The sequence below is a fragment of the Spirosoma sp. KNUC1025 genome, from assembly GCF_045160025.1.
Lineage (GTDB): Bacteria > Bacteroidota > Bacteroidia > Cytophagales > Spirosomataceae > Spirosoma.
On record NZ_CP087139.1, the window covers coordinates 2153745 to 2167792 of the forward strand.

11 protein-coding genes are annotated in these 14048 nt (G+C 50.2%); 7 read left to right on the forward strand and 4 right to left on the reverse strand.

The features are described 5' to 3' along the window. Window positions 1–38: 38 nt before the first annotated feature. Window positions 39–3896 carry a S8 family serine peptidase gene (locus LN737_RS09325; RefSeq protein ID WP_405518201.1) on the reverse strand — a complete coding sequence of 1286 codons (3858 nt, stop codon included), beginning with the start codon at window positions 3894–3896 and terminating at the stop codon, window positions 39–41. Between the two features lie 25 nt (window positions 3897–3921). Then, window positions 3922–4089 carry a hypothetical protein gene (locus tag LN737_RS09330; RefSeq protein WP_405518203.1) on the reverse strand — a complete coding sequence of 56 codons (168 nt, stop codon included), beginning with the start codon at window positions 4087–4089 and terminating at the stop codon, window positions 3922–3924. A gap of 175 nt (window positions 4090–4264) precedes the next feature. Between LN737_RS09330 and LN737_RS09335 the strand changes: the two genes are divergently transcribed. Together LN737_RS09335 and LN737_RS09340 are read left to right on the forward strand one after the other, a co-directional pair. Next, window positions 4265–5728, forward strand: a complete 1464-nt coding sequence (locus tag LN737_RS09335; protein WP_405518205.1) for a DUF1800 family protein — start codon at window positions 4265–4267, stop codon at window positions 5726–5728. Window positions 5729–5742: 14 nt separating this feature from the next. Next, window positions 5743–6954, forward strand: coding sequence for a DUF1501 domain-containing protein (locus tag LN737_RS09340; RefSeq protein ID WP_405518207.1), 1212 nt, complete (start codon window positions 5743–5745; stop codon window positions 6952–6954). Window positions 6955–7114: 160 nt separating this feature from the next. Here LN737_RS09340 and LN737_RS09345 read toward each other — a convergent pair whose 3' ends face one another. Continuing rightward, entirely contained in the window at window positions 7115–8464 is a 1350-nt protein-coding gene (locus LN737_RS09345) for a hypothetical protein (protein ID WP_405518209.1), read from the reverse strand. Between the two features lie 415 nt (window positions 8465–8879). Here LN737_RS09345 and purE point away from each other — a divergent pair, with 415 nt between their 5' ends. Next, window positions 8880–9359, forward strand: a complete 480-nt coding sequence (gene purE, locus LN737_RS09350) for a 5-(carboxyamino)imidazole ribonucleotide mutase (RefSeq protein ID WP_405518211.1) — start codon at window positions 8880–8882, stop codon at window positions 9357–9359. An 83-nt stretch (window positions 9360–9442) separates the two neighbouring features. Beyond that, window positions 9443–10225 (forward strand): LysM peptidoglycan-binding domain-containing protein, encoded by a 783-nt coding sequence (locus LN737_RS09355; RefSeq protein ID WP_405518213.1) that lies wholly within the window; start codon window positions 9443–9445, stop codon window positions 10223–10225. Window positions 10226–10343: 118 nt separating this feature from the next. On the opposite strand, the gene LN737_RS09360 is transcribed toward LN737_RS09355, so the two are convergent. Then, window positions 10344–11192, reverse strand: a complete 849-nt coding sequence (locus LN737_RS09360) for a DUF481 domain-containing protein (RefSeq protein ID WP_405518215.1) — start codon at window positions 11190–11192, stop codon at window positions 10344–10346. 106 nt (window positions 11193–11298) lie between these two features. Between LN737_RS09360 and LN737_RS09365 the strand changes: the two genes are divergently transcribed. From LN737_RS09365 to LN737_RS09375, 3 genes are all read left to right on the forward strand, one after another. Next, window positions 11299–12264: a Gfo/Idh/MocA family protein gene (locus LN737_RS09365; RefSeq protein ID WP_405518217.1), complete on the forward strand. Its 966-nt coding sequence runs from the start codon at window positions 11299–11301 to the stop codon at window positions 12262–12264. A 27-nt stretch (window positions 12265–12291) separates the two neighbouring features. Further along, window positions 12292–12816 (forward strand): hypothetical protein, encoded by a 525-nt coding sequence (locus LN737_RS09370; protein WP_405518219.1) that lies wholly within the window; start codon window positions 12292–12294, stop codon window positions 12814–12816. A 62-nt stretch (window positions 12817–12878) separates the two neighbouring features. Beyond that, entirely contained in the window at window positions 12879–14048 is a 1170-nt protein-coding gene (locus tag LN737_RS09375) for an AIR synthase related protein (RefSeq protein ID WP_405518220.1), read from the forward strand.

The following is a 14048-nucleotide window of genomic DNA, read 5'->3' on the forward strand; positions in this document are numbered from 1 at the left end:
GACTGTGCAGTACCGGGGCTGATTCGTTTTTTACCTATTTACTGTTTTCTAATTTGCCTGACGCCAATACGCTGGGCTTTGTCATCTTCAATAACTACGAAAAAGGCACCGCCCGGCAAGCTCGTTACGTCCAATATGGCCGAATAGGTCTTTCCATCGCGCTGCAACGTAGCGGTTTGAATTGTCAGGCCGCGCAGGTCAGTCAGCCGAAGTGTTGGCGTACCCTGAAGTGACGTTGAGGATGAAAGCAATACCGTTACCTGCTGCGTCGCTGGATTGGGAAAAACGTTCAACGTTCCATCAAGGGCAACGGGCTCATTGGCCAGAATGGTCAGGTAAACTTCCTGGGAAATTAATTCACCACAACCGTTGACGCTTCCTTTAACAGAATAGCGCCCTGTTTTTGTCGCACTGTAACTTGCTCCGGCAGCCCCCGAAATAGCAATACCATCGAGTAGCCATTGAATGTTGGAGACAGCGTCGGTAGTAAGAATATAACTGTTAATGGTAATGGATGGTGTCTGCGCTGTTTTTACCGTCAGCGTTACTGCCGACGACCGAACCGGCAAGCAACTGTTGGCGACCTGAACAATGTAGTTACCGGCGGTAGCTGCCTGTAATGTACTGCTGGTAGCGCCGGTAATAGCCTGATTATTCAGATACCATTGGTAAGAAAGACCGTCGCCGGTGTTGGCCTGAAGCGTAACGCTGGCTCCCTGGCAAACGCTCGTTGAACCATTTGGTGTAATCGTTGCCGTAGCGCCCGTACCGGTAGCGGGTGCTACCGCCGTTCGCTGTGGACTGGGGCAATCGAGTGAGCGAACTTTCAGGTTGTACAGGTAATACCAGGCGTCCGTTAATGTATCCGTTACGGTTGAGGTTCGCGCGTACAAGGAACCTTTGATCGTGACAATTGGCGTACCTGACTGCGTTTTAAGCTGGTAAGGAAATCCGCTTACAGATACATTACTCCGGAAAATTGAGGCTCCATTGCCATAATCAATCGTGATTTTATAATCACCTGCCTGCGGAATCTGCAAGTGGAGCGGATAAACGGCACCCTGATCGTTCGGATCATCTACCAGTTGGCTATTGACCGTAGCGGTCAGGCTTTGATTCCGGGTGGGCGTTACGTCCAGAGTAACACTCGACACTACGGTATTGTCGTATTTGCGAACCGTAAACGTCAACTGACCCGCTGTGCCGATGTATAGCCGGGCGCTCTCGATCGTCAGTGGTACAGCGGTCGAGATAAGCGGAGATGGACCAAAATTGCCGCTGTAACTCCCTCCTCCAAATACTTTTTTGTCAACAGGACCAATGGTTCCCGAAAAGTCATTTAGCGTAGCGTAGAACAGCCCAGTGGCCGGAGTTGCCTTAACGGACGTCTGATTGCCTGCTGCCAACAAATTGCCACCCGTAGGCGCATTATACCAGAACGCCGTTCCGCCACCCGTATTTCGCAGGGAAATCAACGTATCACTTCCACAGCGCGTTGCCGTGAAAAGGCCTGTGATGGCGGTTGCCGTTGTTCGGGTTTCGGTAACGGTATTATTGGCCGCATTCTGATCAGTGCTGAGGTTGGTCGAAATAACAAACTGATACGCTTGCCCCGATGCCAGGGTAATTCCGGCGGAAGTTGTTACGGTCAGAACCGCGTCGCTGAACGGGGCCAGCGTGGGAACGGTTCCCGTTAGCGTACTAATGGTCGTGTTGGTTGCATCGATAATTTTGATCGTGACGGGCACATTCGTTTGTGTAGCACTGCCGTAGTTGCGAACCCGCACCGATACGTCGATCTGACTGTTGGTTTGTCCGCAGAAATTGGCTTCGGGTGAGAGTAAGGCTACAGCGCTCACATCATTGCTGATCTGCACTACGTTCAGTACGTAATCCTGTGTTTCGCCGTTACCATAAGCTCCGCACGGACTAACGGAGGTTGGGTCGGATGTTTCGCTGGCAACAATACGCAGACGGATCAACTGCCCGACCGTTACGCTGGCCGGAATCGTTATGTTGGCCGTAAACTGGCCCGTATTATTCAGTACGCCCGATGTAGCCAGTGTTTCGCCCGTATCCGTAAAATTTCCATTAGCACTCCAGTCAGCAAATACCTTTACAACTGCATTTTTCTGAGCACCGCACGTACCGAGCGAAACCGTTAAAGGTAGAACCTGACTGGCCTGAACCGTTGTCGTTGTTTTGGTGAAATCACTGTACGACGTACAGCCGTCTGCGCCCGCTTGGTTGATAGACCCAAACTGAACCCGGCTAATTTTCGTGTCGGCGGTCGATGCAGGCGCTGATGTGCAGTAAGTAACACCACCTATTCCGCTGACAATCAGAGCGTAGTCCTGCTGATTGTTTCTGAGGGTGCTTTTGTGCGATATGGCAACGGTGTACGCCTGTCCGGGCACGGCATTGTCGATACGTATCTGTTCAATATTGTCCCGAATATTGTCGCCGGAAGAAGCAGCATTGGCCGGATTGTTTGGATCGAGTATCCAGGGCTGGGTGGTCGTTTTTCCGTCGCTTACCCGCACGTCCAGATCATTTACCAGGCGAGGAGTTCGGTCATTAAGGGTACTTGTCGCAGTACCGGCCGGGTCGTTCCAGCAAATGGTTACGACCAGTGGTCCCCGCCCCGAAGCTACGACCCGTACCGTGTCGCGCTGGCCCTGAGCGAGTGTCCGTTCGCTCAGCAGATGACTTTTATCGCTATTCCCGATCACACGAGCCGCCTTTTCGGTGTTGAGCATTCCCCAGCCGTACTTATAATCCGGTCCGGGCGTATCACCGGCTTCGTTTGTCGTGTGAATTGCCAGCCCGCGCAACGTAGAGGAGCGCATATATTTACCCGGATTGAGCTGAGCGTAATATTCCTGCAAGAGCAGCATCGAGCCCGACACCGTTGGCGACGCCATCGACGTACCACTTAAGCTCTCATAGGCGCTGTCGCTGGCGGCATAAGCTGAAAACAAACTGACGCCAATACTGACCAGATCAGGTTTGATACGGCCGTCATCGGTTGGGCCCCAGCTGCTAAACTCCGCCAGTTTTACGTCTGCCGGTACGTTGTACCCGTTCGACAGATTGCTAATCGCCCCTACCGTCAGGATGTTCTTGGCGTTCGACGACGTACTCAGCTGATCGTAGCCAGACTGATTATCACGTGGAGCCGTACTAACACGTTTATTGTGATTCACCAAGATATACGGCTGCCCGTCGCCCGGATAACTACCGTGGTCATTACCCGCCGACTTCACAATCAGATAATAAGGTGCGTTGTTGGCAACCTGATCCCAGTTGCGCGTATCGGTGGCATATAAGCCGAATTTATAATCGTAGGTTTTACTGATAGTTGTGTCGCCGTACCACTCCCACTGTGTTGATCCGGTTAAGTCAGGATTGTACTGAAACCCTGCCGTAATACCATACGAGTGGTTGGAAACGAGCAGATTTGGGGCAGCCGTTGTCATTTCTGATACGTCGCTATTAAAATCCCATGCCTGTAATTTCGCACCATAGGCCATTCCCCGTGCCTGCGGATTGACACCTGCGCCAATCATGGTTGTTGCTACGTGAGTAGGGTGTTCTTCGTCGGAAGCGACGGTTGATGCTTTATCGACCTGCGTAATACGGCCCGTCAGTTCAACGTGAGTGGCACGTACCGCTCCGCCATCCCAGATACCCAGTTTATTCTGTACGGATGCGCTGCTGCCTGACAGATTCAGACCCAGGCTTCCGCCCGCATACAGGGAGGCTGTACCGATTGAAACCGCAGCCTGCGAATTACCGACATGGGTGGTGTAGTACAGCAGATTTCCAAGCGTATCAATACCCGCCAGCGCAAGAACTTGTCCATTAGAACGTACCTCGCGAAGTGGCCGACCCAAAATTTTTGCCAGAGAAAGGGCTCGGCTATACTTCGGCTTCAGTCGATTTCTGGATTGTTTGCCGAAGCTGCTCAATCTGCTGACGTTGCGCGGCTGAGTAGGGGAGTGGCTGGGCCTGCAGGAGCGTAAGCCCAAGCAAAAGAAAAAGCCCGCTGAGAAGCCACCCTTTAAAAAAAAGTAAACGTTGTAGCATAAAAAACAGGTCAGTCTCTGACCTTATATGAAAATTATATAGTCAATACGAAAAACGGGTAATGACTGTTGCGTTGTAACTTACCGTAGCAACGGATTAACACTTTTTTAATAGCCGCTTGTTTAAACCTTCTGATTTAGAAGCAGTCATAATAACCTATCGGACCTCTTTTGGGATGAATATTTTTAGGAAACAGCCGCACCGTATTTCCAGAGTACGTTACCTGTACAGCCGGGCAGGTTTTGGCGCTACACCCGCCGAACTGGAGAAAGCATCCCGGAAATCATTACGCAAAACGGTTCGTCAGTTTTTTAAAGACAGCGAGGGAATTACCGATCTGCGCGTAATCGAACCCGATGATTTTGAGTCGAAGAAGCAGCTGAAAGGGATGGTACGTGATGGGCAGCTCGACAGGGAGATGCTTCAGGAGCGTATTCGGCAAAATGCGGAAAAAGTGCGCGAACTGAATCTTCAGTGGCTCGACCGGATGGCGGCCGGACAGGGAGCCCTGCGCGAAAAGATGGCTTTATTCTGGCATGGGCATTTCGCGTGCCAGACACAGGCCCGGAATCTGGTGTTTTTGCAGCAGTACGTAAACACCCTTCGGCAGCATGCGTTAGGAAATTTTGGCGATCTGCTGATGGCCATCTCAAAAGGGCCATCTATGCTGCAATTCCTGAATAATCAGCAGAACCGGAAAAATGCGCCCAACGAAAATTTCGCCCGTGAGGTGATGGAGTTATTTACGTTAGGGCGCGGCAATTATACCGAACACGACATTAAAGAAGCCGCCCGCGCCTTTACGGGCTGGCAGTTTACGCCCGAAGGGCAGTTTGTTTTTCGTGAACGTGCGCATGATGAGGGCGAAAAAACGATTTTCGGTAAAACCGGTACGTTCAAGGGCGAGGATGTTATGGCTATGTTGCTCGAAAACAGGCAGACCGCCCGATTCATCACAGCGAAAATTTACCGCTATTTTGTCGCGGACGGACCAGTCAACGCCCCCGAAATTCAAAAACGCGTTGACGGGCTGGCTGATCAGTTTTATAAAAGCAATTACAACATTGCCGAACTGATGGAGACGATTTTTACTGCCGACTGGTTCTACGATGCCGTGAACACAGGTGCCCACATCAAGTCGCCGGTGGAACTGCTGGCGGGTTTACGGCATACGCTTGGTGTGCAGTTCGATCAGCCAGAACCACAGGTTTTTGTACAGCGAACTTTAGGCCAGTTGCTTTTCTATCCGCCCAACGTAGCGGGCTGGCCGGGCGGCAAAAACTGGATCGATTCGTCGAGTTTACTGTTTCGGATGCAGTTGCCGGATTACGTATTGAAAGCCGCCGATGTGAAAGTGAGGTCAAAGGATGAAGGCGATGTAAATACGCAACTGCTGGCCCGAAAAGGAAACGCTAAGTTTCGCACTACGATCAACTGGACAGATTTCGAGCAGGCATTTTCAAAAACTTCAGATATCGAGCTGACCGATGCCATTGCCATTACGTTGCTACCCTTTCCGTTACGTAGCGACCAGCGAATATTGCTTGAAAACCAGCTCAAACCCAATCAGACTCGTTCCGAGCGCATCCACATTCTGACAGCCGCACTAATGAGTTTGCCGGAGTATCAACTGACTTAATTTTGAGTGATCGAATGAACCGCAGAAACTTCCTTAAGCAATCGGCGTTGACAACGGCGGGAACAATGTTGATTCCGCATTTTCTGAAAGCATACGAACTTCAGACCTTCGGTCAGGAAGTACCACCAACCGGAAAAATTCTGGTGATTGTGCAGCTCTCCGGCGGGAATGATGGATTGAACACCGTGGTGCCTTACCGCAACGATATTTACTACCGTGAGCGTCCAACTATTGCGATACGGCCCGAAAAGGTGTTACCGCTGACCGATGAAGTGGGCCTGCATCCCGCCATGCAGCCGCTGAAAGCTCTGTATGATGAAGGGCTGGTTACGGTAATCAATAACGTTGGCTATCCAAACCCTGACCGGTCGCATTTTCGCTCGATGGATATCTGGCAAACCGCGAGTGATTCGGATCAATATGCACATACGGGCTGGGTTGGTCGATATCTGGATGCTGCCTGTTCAGGTGAGGCACAACAGCCGTTTCGCACTATCGAAGTTGATGATACGTTGAGTCTGGCCATGAAAGGCAACGAATTGAATGGACTGGCTGTACTTGATCCCAGAAAGTTGTATAATCAGACACGTAGTGGATTGGTGACGGGCCTGAGTAAGGTACATGACGAGCCTGGCCATCAACCGGAGTCAGTTGCCTATCTCTACAAAACGCTGGCCGAAATGGTATCGTCGGCCGACTTTGTGTATGAGAAGGTAAAAGTCTATAAAAGTGCTGCGACTTATCCGGCGAATGAGTTGGGCAATCGGCTGCGAATCGTTTCACAGCTCATTCAGTCGGGAGTCAGCACCAGTGTGTATTACGTATCCATCACAGGTTTCGATACGCATATCAACCAGTTGGGACAGCAGGAACGTTTACTGAAGCAATATGCAGAAGCTGTCGCTGCATTTATGGCTGACTTAAAAACTACTGACCGCCAGAATGACGTACTGCTGATGACATTTTCGGAATTTGGCCGGCGGGTGAAACAGAACGCCAGCAATGGAACCGATCACGGGACGGCTAACAACGTATTTCTGATCGGTGGAGGATTGCCATCGAAACGGGTGTTGAATGAAGCGCCCAACCTGACAAAACTAACGGACGGCGATCTTACGTATTCTGTCGATTTTCGGCAGATCTACGCTACGCTTCTTCATGACTACCTGGGTGCCGATGACGTAGCCATTTTGGGCCGCAAATTCGAGGGGGTTAAGATTGGGTAATAAGACCGGCGAAACACCAATAGATGATAACTCCTTGAGTCAACATCTATTGGTGTTTCGCCGGTCTGTAAAACTTGCTACGTCTACTAAAAGCAGAGTCTGTTTGCCTGCATAGCCGTGCTACGTTGGTAGGGCAGTTATACAGGCAAACAGCATCGTGCTATTGGTTTTTAATCACTTTAATCGTTTTGCTCTGAGTGGGGCTGCTCACCTGCAACAGAAGCAGACCTGCGGGCGCATGACCTACTTTCAAGCCCTGCCGCTCGACACTGCCAGCGCTCCCGATGCTTTGTTCGCCAACCAGCTTACCGCCCGTATCCCGCAATTGAAATACCAATGGCAGACCTTCAGCTCCGCGTACTTCCACGACCATCTCAGAACCGATTACCGGGTTTCCCTGTACCGCTACCTGAAGTCCCGTACCTTCAGCCAGGAAAGCCTGACGGGCAGAGCCACAGCTACCGCTACCCGAGCTGCAAAACGCATCGAAGTCACCACCTCCTGGTAAGCCCGGATTCCCTTTTATATTAACCAACTTGCCACAGAATAGGCTGAGCGAAGCAGGAATGCAGCCACTCAACTGGTTCTTGTTCAGATACAGCACTTCTAGTTTGGTCAGATTTCCAAGACTAGACGGTATGGAGCCTGAGAGCTGGTTGTCGTTCAAATACAACGCCAGCATTTCACTTAGCACACCCAGACTGGCAGGAATTTGCCCCGTCAGCTTATTTTTTCCAGCGGAGAGCAATTGCAATTTGGCGAGCATCGATAGCTCATTAGGAATAGACCCCGTCAGTAAGTTATCGTTTAAATACAGAACCTGTAGGTCGGCTAACATACCAAAGCTGGGTGGTATCGTACCTGTGAAGAAGTTTTTGCTGAACGCTAACTGTTTGGCCTTCGTCAGGGCTGACAGGCTAGCCGGAATGGTTCCTGTAAGCTGGTTTGCGCTCACATCCAGAAGCAGCAATTCAGTCAATGCCGAAAATTCGCTGGGTAGGGTACCCACGAACTGGTTATTGCTCAGATACAGCAGCTGAAGATTTACCAACTGGCTCAGATTAGTGGGAATGGTACCCACTAACTTGTTTTTGTGCACATTAAACACCTTAAGTTTCGTCAGCAGCGGCAGCGTGGTTGGTAAGCTGCCCGTCAGGTTGTTGTTGTGCAAATCAAGGCCAATGACACGCCCGTTAGGCTGACATACGATTCCATACCAGCCGCAGGGTGAATCGCCCGTGAGCCAGCCCGAATTATTTGTCCAGTTAGGACCGTCGGTTGCATTGTACAGGTCAACCAGCGCCATAAAATCTTGGACTGCCAGTGCATTCGTTTGCCCGGAAGGGTTTTTAGCGAAGCCTGGTAAAGCCATGGACAGCATTACGAGCAGTCCCATTATGGCCGAACGAGCGGCTTGAACGATGTGGAGATTGAGACCTGAGAGGCTACTCAAGCCATGTGCCTGAGCCAGGCGGGTGGACGAAATGGGTTTAGATAAAACTAGTTTCATGATAGAGGTAGTAGATTAAAAGGATAAACTGTTGCTGAAAAATTATACATTGTACTAAGCGCAAATAAATTGGTATTAATTGGGTTTATTGACTAAAAAATGAGCGAAAAGAACGAATATTTACTAAAAGGTGGTAACATAATTTAACGGTCAAAAAAAGGTTGAGTGAGCGGTAGTTTGTCACGTGGTTGATCGTTTGGTGTTCTTGTAAATGCACTGGGCTAGCGCGGAAATTTCAGACTAATAGCTACCGAATGATCGATTAATTAACGCACCAGGTGGATCGCGGGAAGAACGTAATGCGCTTTGTCGGCTGATAGCCACGGCTGTAGCCAAATAAATTTTAGCATCAACGGTGTATGATTCTGCCCTATTCTCCGTTATTTCGCAGATAAAGTAAATTTCAGTCCGCCGAATGGTAGGTATTATCATGGGTAGCCTCTCCGACCGCAAAGTCATGCAGGAGGCCGCCGACATTCTGACCGAGTTAGGCGTAGCGTGGGAAATGGATATTGTATCGGCCCACCGCACGCCCGAAAAAATGGTCGACTATGCAAAAGCAGCCCGCAATCGTGGGTTACGGGTTATCATCGCCGGAGCTGGAGGAGCTGCTCACCTGCCCGGTATGGTGGCATCACTGACCACATTACCCGTCGTTGGTGTTCCGGTCAAATCAAGCAACTCCATCGACGGCTGGGACTCTGTTCTGTCGATTCTGCAAATGCCTGCTGGTGTACCTGTAGCAACCATGGCGCTCGATGGTGCTCGTAATGCAGGCATTCTGGCTGCCCAGATTATCGGAACGTTTGATGCGGAAGTAGCTCGTCAGTTAACCCGCTTTAAAGAAAATCTGAAAGAAAAAGTGGCCGACATGAGCCGCCAGTTAAATGAATAATGACGAATAGCGTACAGTTCAAGAAACCTGATACGTATATTTAATAGTCCGCATTCCAGATCATCCATTATTCATTATATAATATGGACACCGATAACCAACCATCTAATCCACGTCAGTCTGGAAATTCCAGTTTACCCGCTATTACGCTAATTGCACTGGTAGGGCTCATTGCCGCTTTGCTTTACATTGGCTATGGCTACGTTACCGATGATACGGATGGGTCTGATGAGTTAACCAATGTAGCACTCGATACAACGTCGCAGCAACCCATAGCGCAGGATGAACCCGAAATGCTAATGGCTCCTCAGGAGGCTGATACGTCATCGCAACCGGCCCCGGTTGATCTTTCGCAGGCCACCCCACCCGGCGATGCTCCTGAAGCCAAAGCGGAAGAAGTTGCCGAAGAGAACCGCGAAACGACCGATGGCAAACCCGGTCCGGCAGAAAAGCCGGTTGCCGCGAAACCCAAGGTTGAAGAGAAGCCTAAGGTGGAGGTGAAAAAAGAAGAAAAGAAAGTAGAAAAACCAAAGGAAGAAAAACCGAAGCCGGAAGTTGCCGTCGTCAAACCAAAGGTTAAGGCCGGTGGTGTTGCCAGTACGTATACAGTAGGGAGTGGCGAGACATTCTATAGCGTAGCAAATCGCTATAATATGAAAATCAGTACGTTAAAGGCGCTGAATCCGGACGTATCGGAGAGTAACGTAAAAGCTGGAGCGCAGCTTAAAGTAAAGGCGATGGCCGTTCATACGGTTGGGCCGGGCGATGTACTGCGGGTTGTCGCTCAGAAGTATGGCGTAAGCAAAGAAGCCCTGATGCGGGCCAACAAAAAAGCAAAGACATCGCCACGCGTGGCGAAAAACTAATTATTCCTTTCCCGGATAAGCAATAAAGGGGAGGGAGGAAAGGGAGTAGGGGGAAGAGTGGGACGAAAGGGATTGCTGTTTCCCCTTATTCCCACTCTTCCCCTACTCCCTTTCTTCCCTATTTCTTCTCATAAACCAGACCCACCGTAAAGCGCAGATCGTTGTTTCTACGACCGGGCACCACCAGACTTTCGTAGGCGTTCGCTAGCGTACTCTTCAGGCTGGTAGCCGATGTCAGTTTTATTTGAAGACTTACACTGGCGTTCCAGCGTACATTATACTGGCCTAAAGCGGGCTGATAAAAGGCCGTGTGCGTAACCGTGAAACGGTCTTTGTCAAAAGTATACTCACCATACAAACGAGCCGAATTTCGAACGATGTTGATGTCGTCCAGTTCAAGAAAGTCGGTGTATTCCTGCATTAATACGTCGGTAATCGAGATATAAGCGCGCTTTCGGTTCAAGACCTTATAGCCCGCCCCTGCCGCAATCGTCCAGCGGTGGTTAATCTGGCGCAGATTGCTTCGCTCATAGGAACCAAAGGCCAGATAATACAATCGCTTTTCGTACTGGTACGTCGTTCGTAAATCGCCGAACCACTCCCGCTCAGCCAGAATTCCACTTTGCTGGCCATACACGAAAGAAGGATTGCTGGAAAGCTTGAAATAATTACTTAATTGATAATCAACAGCACTGGCCAGTTGCAGAAGCGCCCGATTGACATTGCCCGACGTAAGTGTACCATCGGCCGTAAAGCGGTAGCGAAAAACAGGGGTAACCGGCTGTGCTTTTTTGGCAGAATCAATCTTTAGCTGCCCAGCGGTGGTTTTGCTGGAATCCTTCTTACTTGTCTTTGCTGAATCGGGTAACGAAGGACGTAACGGATCGGGTTGCTCAACAATCTGAGCTACAGCAGTATGGGCGAAAAATAAACAGAGAAGAAGAAGGCATAGTTGAGTGTATTTCACAGAAAGAGGCATTGGTGACGCTGCAACTTATAAAAAAAGCTACATTTGGCGGCTGACCAAATGGTTAAGTTACTGAATAGCCTCTCAATCAAATTATCCGTTTATCATGACTCGCTGGGGAATATTAGGATCGGGCCGCATTGCCCACAAATTTGCTCAAGACCTGCTTACTTTACCCGATGCACAACTTTACGCGGTTGCTTCTTCCGACCAGAGCCGTGCCGATGAGTTTGCCCGCGATTACTCGATTCCCCACGCTTTCGGTTCATACGAAGACCTGCTTACGCTGACTGATCTGGACGTTGTGTATGTGGCGACTCCACACGTAAAGCACCACGAGAACGTAATGATGCTTCTGAATGGGGGCATTAGTGTATTGGGCGAAAAACCGTTTGCCATGAACAGTAAGCAGGTCCGGGAAATGGTCGACACCGCGCGTTCAAAAAAGGTCTTTCTGATGGAAGCCTTGTGGAGTCGGTTTATGCCAGGTATTCAGAAAGCGCTCGAACTGGCGCAATCGGGGACCATCGGTAACGTAGTTTCCGTAAAAGCTGATTTTGGGTTTAAAGCGCCGTTTTTGCCTGATAAACGCCTTTTCAACAAAGAATTGGGCGGTGGGTCCTTGCTCGACATTGGCATTTATCCGCTGTTTTTATCCTACCTGTTTCTGGGCAAACCGACGGCCATTAAAGCGTTGGCAAAATTTGGTTCGACGGGCGTTGATGAGCAATGTGGAATGGTTTTGAGCTATGCCGATGGACAACTGGCTCTGCTGGATAGTACGTTACTGGCAAAAACAGACTGTATTGGATTGATTCAGGGTGAAACCGGACAGATTCGGATTCATAGTCGCTTTCACGAAACAACGGGCGTAACACTTCAGCCTGAAGAGCAGGAATCCACTACGCTTATGTTTGAACGACAAACGCATGGATACGACTACGAAGCGCAGCACGTAATGAACTGCCTGAATGAAGGACGTACCGAGAGTCCTCTGTGGTCGCTTGACGATAGCCTGAATCTGATGGACCTGCTGGATACTGTCGGGGCCGAAGCGGGAATTGTGTATTAGCGCAGAAGGTAAAGTCGATGTTACGTTATGAAAAAGGCGCTGGGACTCTCAAAAACGTCGTGGATGCTGATTGGCGGCCTGTCGATCCTGCAGGGCTGTCTGGGATTGCTTGACCCCAATGACCATAATCGTGGCCTGATCGTATCGGACTACCCAACTACGGCCCAGGCTGATAAATGGTCATGCTACGTGCCTGATACGTTTGATGGCCGTCAGCAGGTAGCGAAGAATAATGTCGTAATTGACAGCGATAGCGCCCTATATGCCTACTTCAGTTATGATACGACTCAACATTCACTGAACAGTCCCTGCCGAAACTACAAGCCTGAGCCCATCGACTTTTCGCGGTATACGCTGTTAGGAAATTATGCGTCTGGGGGTTGCAATGTAGCCTTCACGCGAACAGTCGAACGCGATGAACATGCCAGACAATACGTCTATACTGTAAAGGTGCGTGAGGCTGGTTTTTGCAAAAAACTGGAATACAGCATGAACTGGGTGCTTGTGCCGAAATTGCAGCCCGGCTATCGCGTTGCCTTTCTGATACAATAGGGCATCCTGTTTTTCTTTATGCTCCGCTTCCCTCTCATGCCCTTCCTGCCTACCTTTGCACCATGACTGATCGCTATGCGCAACGCGGGGTTTCCGCTAGTAAGGAGGACGTTCACAACGCCATTGCCCAACTCGATAAGGGCTTATTTCCCAAAGCATTTTGCAAAATCGTTCCCGATACGTTGGCGGGCGACCCGGATTTCTGTACGATCATGCATGCCGATGGAGCCGGGACGAAATCGTCGCTGGCCTACCTGTACTGGCGCGAAACGGGCGATCTAAGCGTCTGGAAGGGTATTGCGCAGGATGCAGTTGTGATGAATACCGACGATCTGATCTGCGTTGGTGCATCCGGTCCGATGCTGCTCTCATCAACCATTGGCCGGAACAAAAACCTGATTCCGGGTGAGGTTATCGCTGAAATTATCAAGGGTACCGAAGAGGTGTTGCAGATGCTGCGCGATCACGGCATCGAGATTTATAGCACTGGTGGCGAAACCGCCGATGTTGGTGATCTGGTACGTACCATTATTGTCGATAGTACGGTCATTGCCCGTATGCGACGCGATCAGGTGATTAGCAACGACCGGATTCAGGCGGGCGATGTGATTGTCGGGCTAGCCTCCTTTGGACAGGCAAGCTACGAAACGTCGTATAATGGCGGCATGGGTAGTAATGGCCTGACGTCGGCGCGTCATGACGTACTGGCGCATTACCTAGCCGACAAATATCCCGAAAGCTTCGATCCGGCTGTGGATAAATCGCTTGTTTACAGCGGTAGTAAGCCCCTGACCGACGTAGTGGAATCGGTTCCGGAGGGTGTTACGGTAGGCCAGCTTATTCTGTCGCCAACCCGTACCTATGCACCCGTAGCGAAGGTATTGCTGGATGAACTCCGTCCACAGATTCACGGCATGGTGCACTGCTCAGGAGGGGCGCAAACAAAAGTGCTGCATTTTGTGGATAACCTGCACATTATCAAGGATAATCTGTTCCCTATTCCTCCTCTGTTCCGGCTGATTCAGCAGGAGAGCGGTACAAGCTGGCAGGAGATGTACAAAGTCTTCAATATGGGCCATCGCTTAGAGGTTTATCTGCCGCAAAACGCAGCTCAGCAGGTAATTGATATAGCCACATCCTTTGGCATTGAAGCTCAGATAATTGGCCGCGTTGAAGCCTATACGGGTAAGCGGGTGACTATACAGAGTGAAGTAGGGGAATTTATTTATTAA

Coding starts and splice junctions, on each gene's coding strand:
- LN737_RS09330 (WP_405518203.1), bottom strand. CDS start 4,089: ATGCTACAACGTTTACTTTTTTTTAAAGGGTGGCTTCTCAGCGGGCTT.
- LN737_RS09335 (WP_405518205.1), top strand. CDS start 4,265: ATGAATATTTTTAGGAAACAGCCGCACCGTATTTCCAGAGTACGTTAC.
- LN737_RS09340 (WP_405518207.1), top strand. CDS start 5,743: ATGAACCGCAGAAACTTCCTTAAGCAATCGGCGTTGACAACGGCGGGA.
- LN737_RS09345 (WP_405518209.1), bottom strand. CDS start 8,464: ATGAAACTAGTTTTATCTAAACCCATTTCGTCCACCCGCCTGGCTCAG.
- purE (WP_405518211.1), top strand. CDS start 8,880: ATGGTAGGTATTATCATGGGTAGCCTCTCCGACCGCAAAGTCATGCAG.
- LN737_RS09355 (WP_405518213.1), top strand. CDS start 9,443: ATGGACACCGATAACCAACCATCTAATCCACGTCAGTCTGGAAATTCC.
- LN737_RS09365 (WP_405518217.1), top strand. CDS start 11,299: ATGACTCGCTGGGGAATATTAGGATCGGGCCGCATTGCCCACAAATTT.
- LN737_RS09370 (WP_405518219.1), top strand. CDS start 12,292: ATGAAAAAGGCGCTGGGACTCTCAAAAACGTCGTGGATGCTGATTGGC.
- LN737_RS09375 (WP_405518220.1), top strand. CDS start 12,879: ATGACTGATCGCTATGCGCAACGCGGGGTTTCCGCTAGTAAGGAGGAC.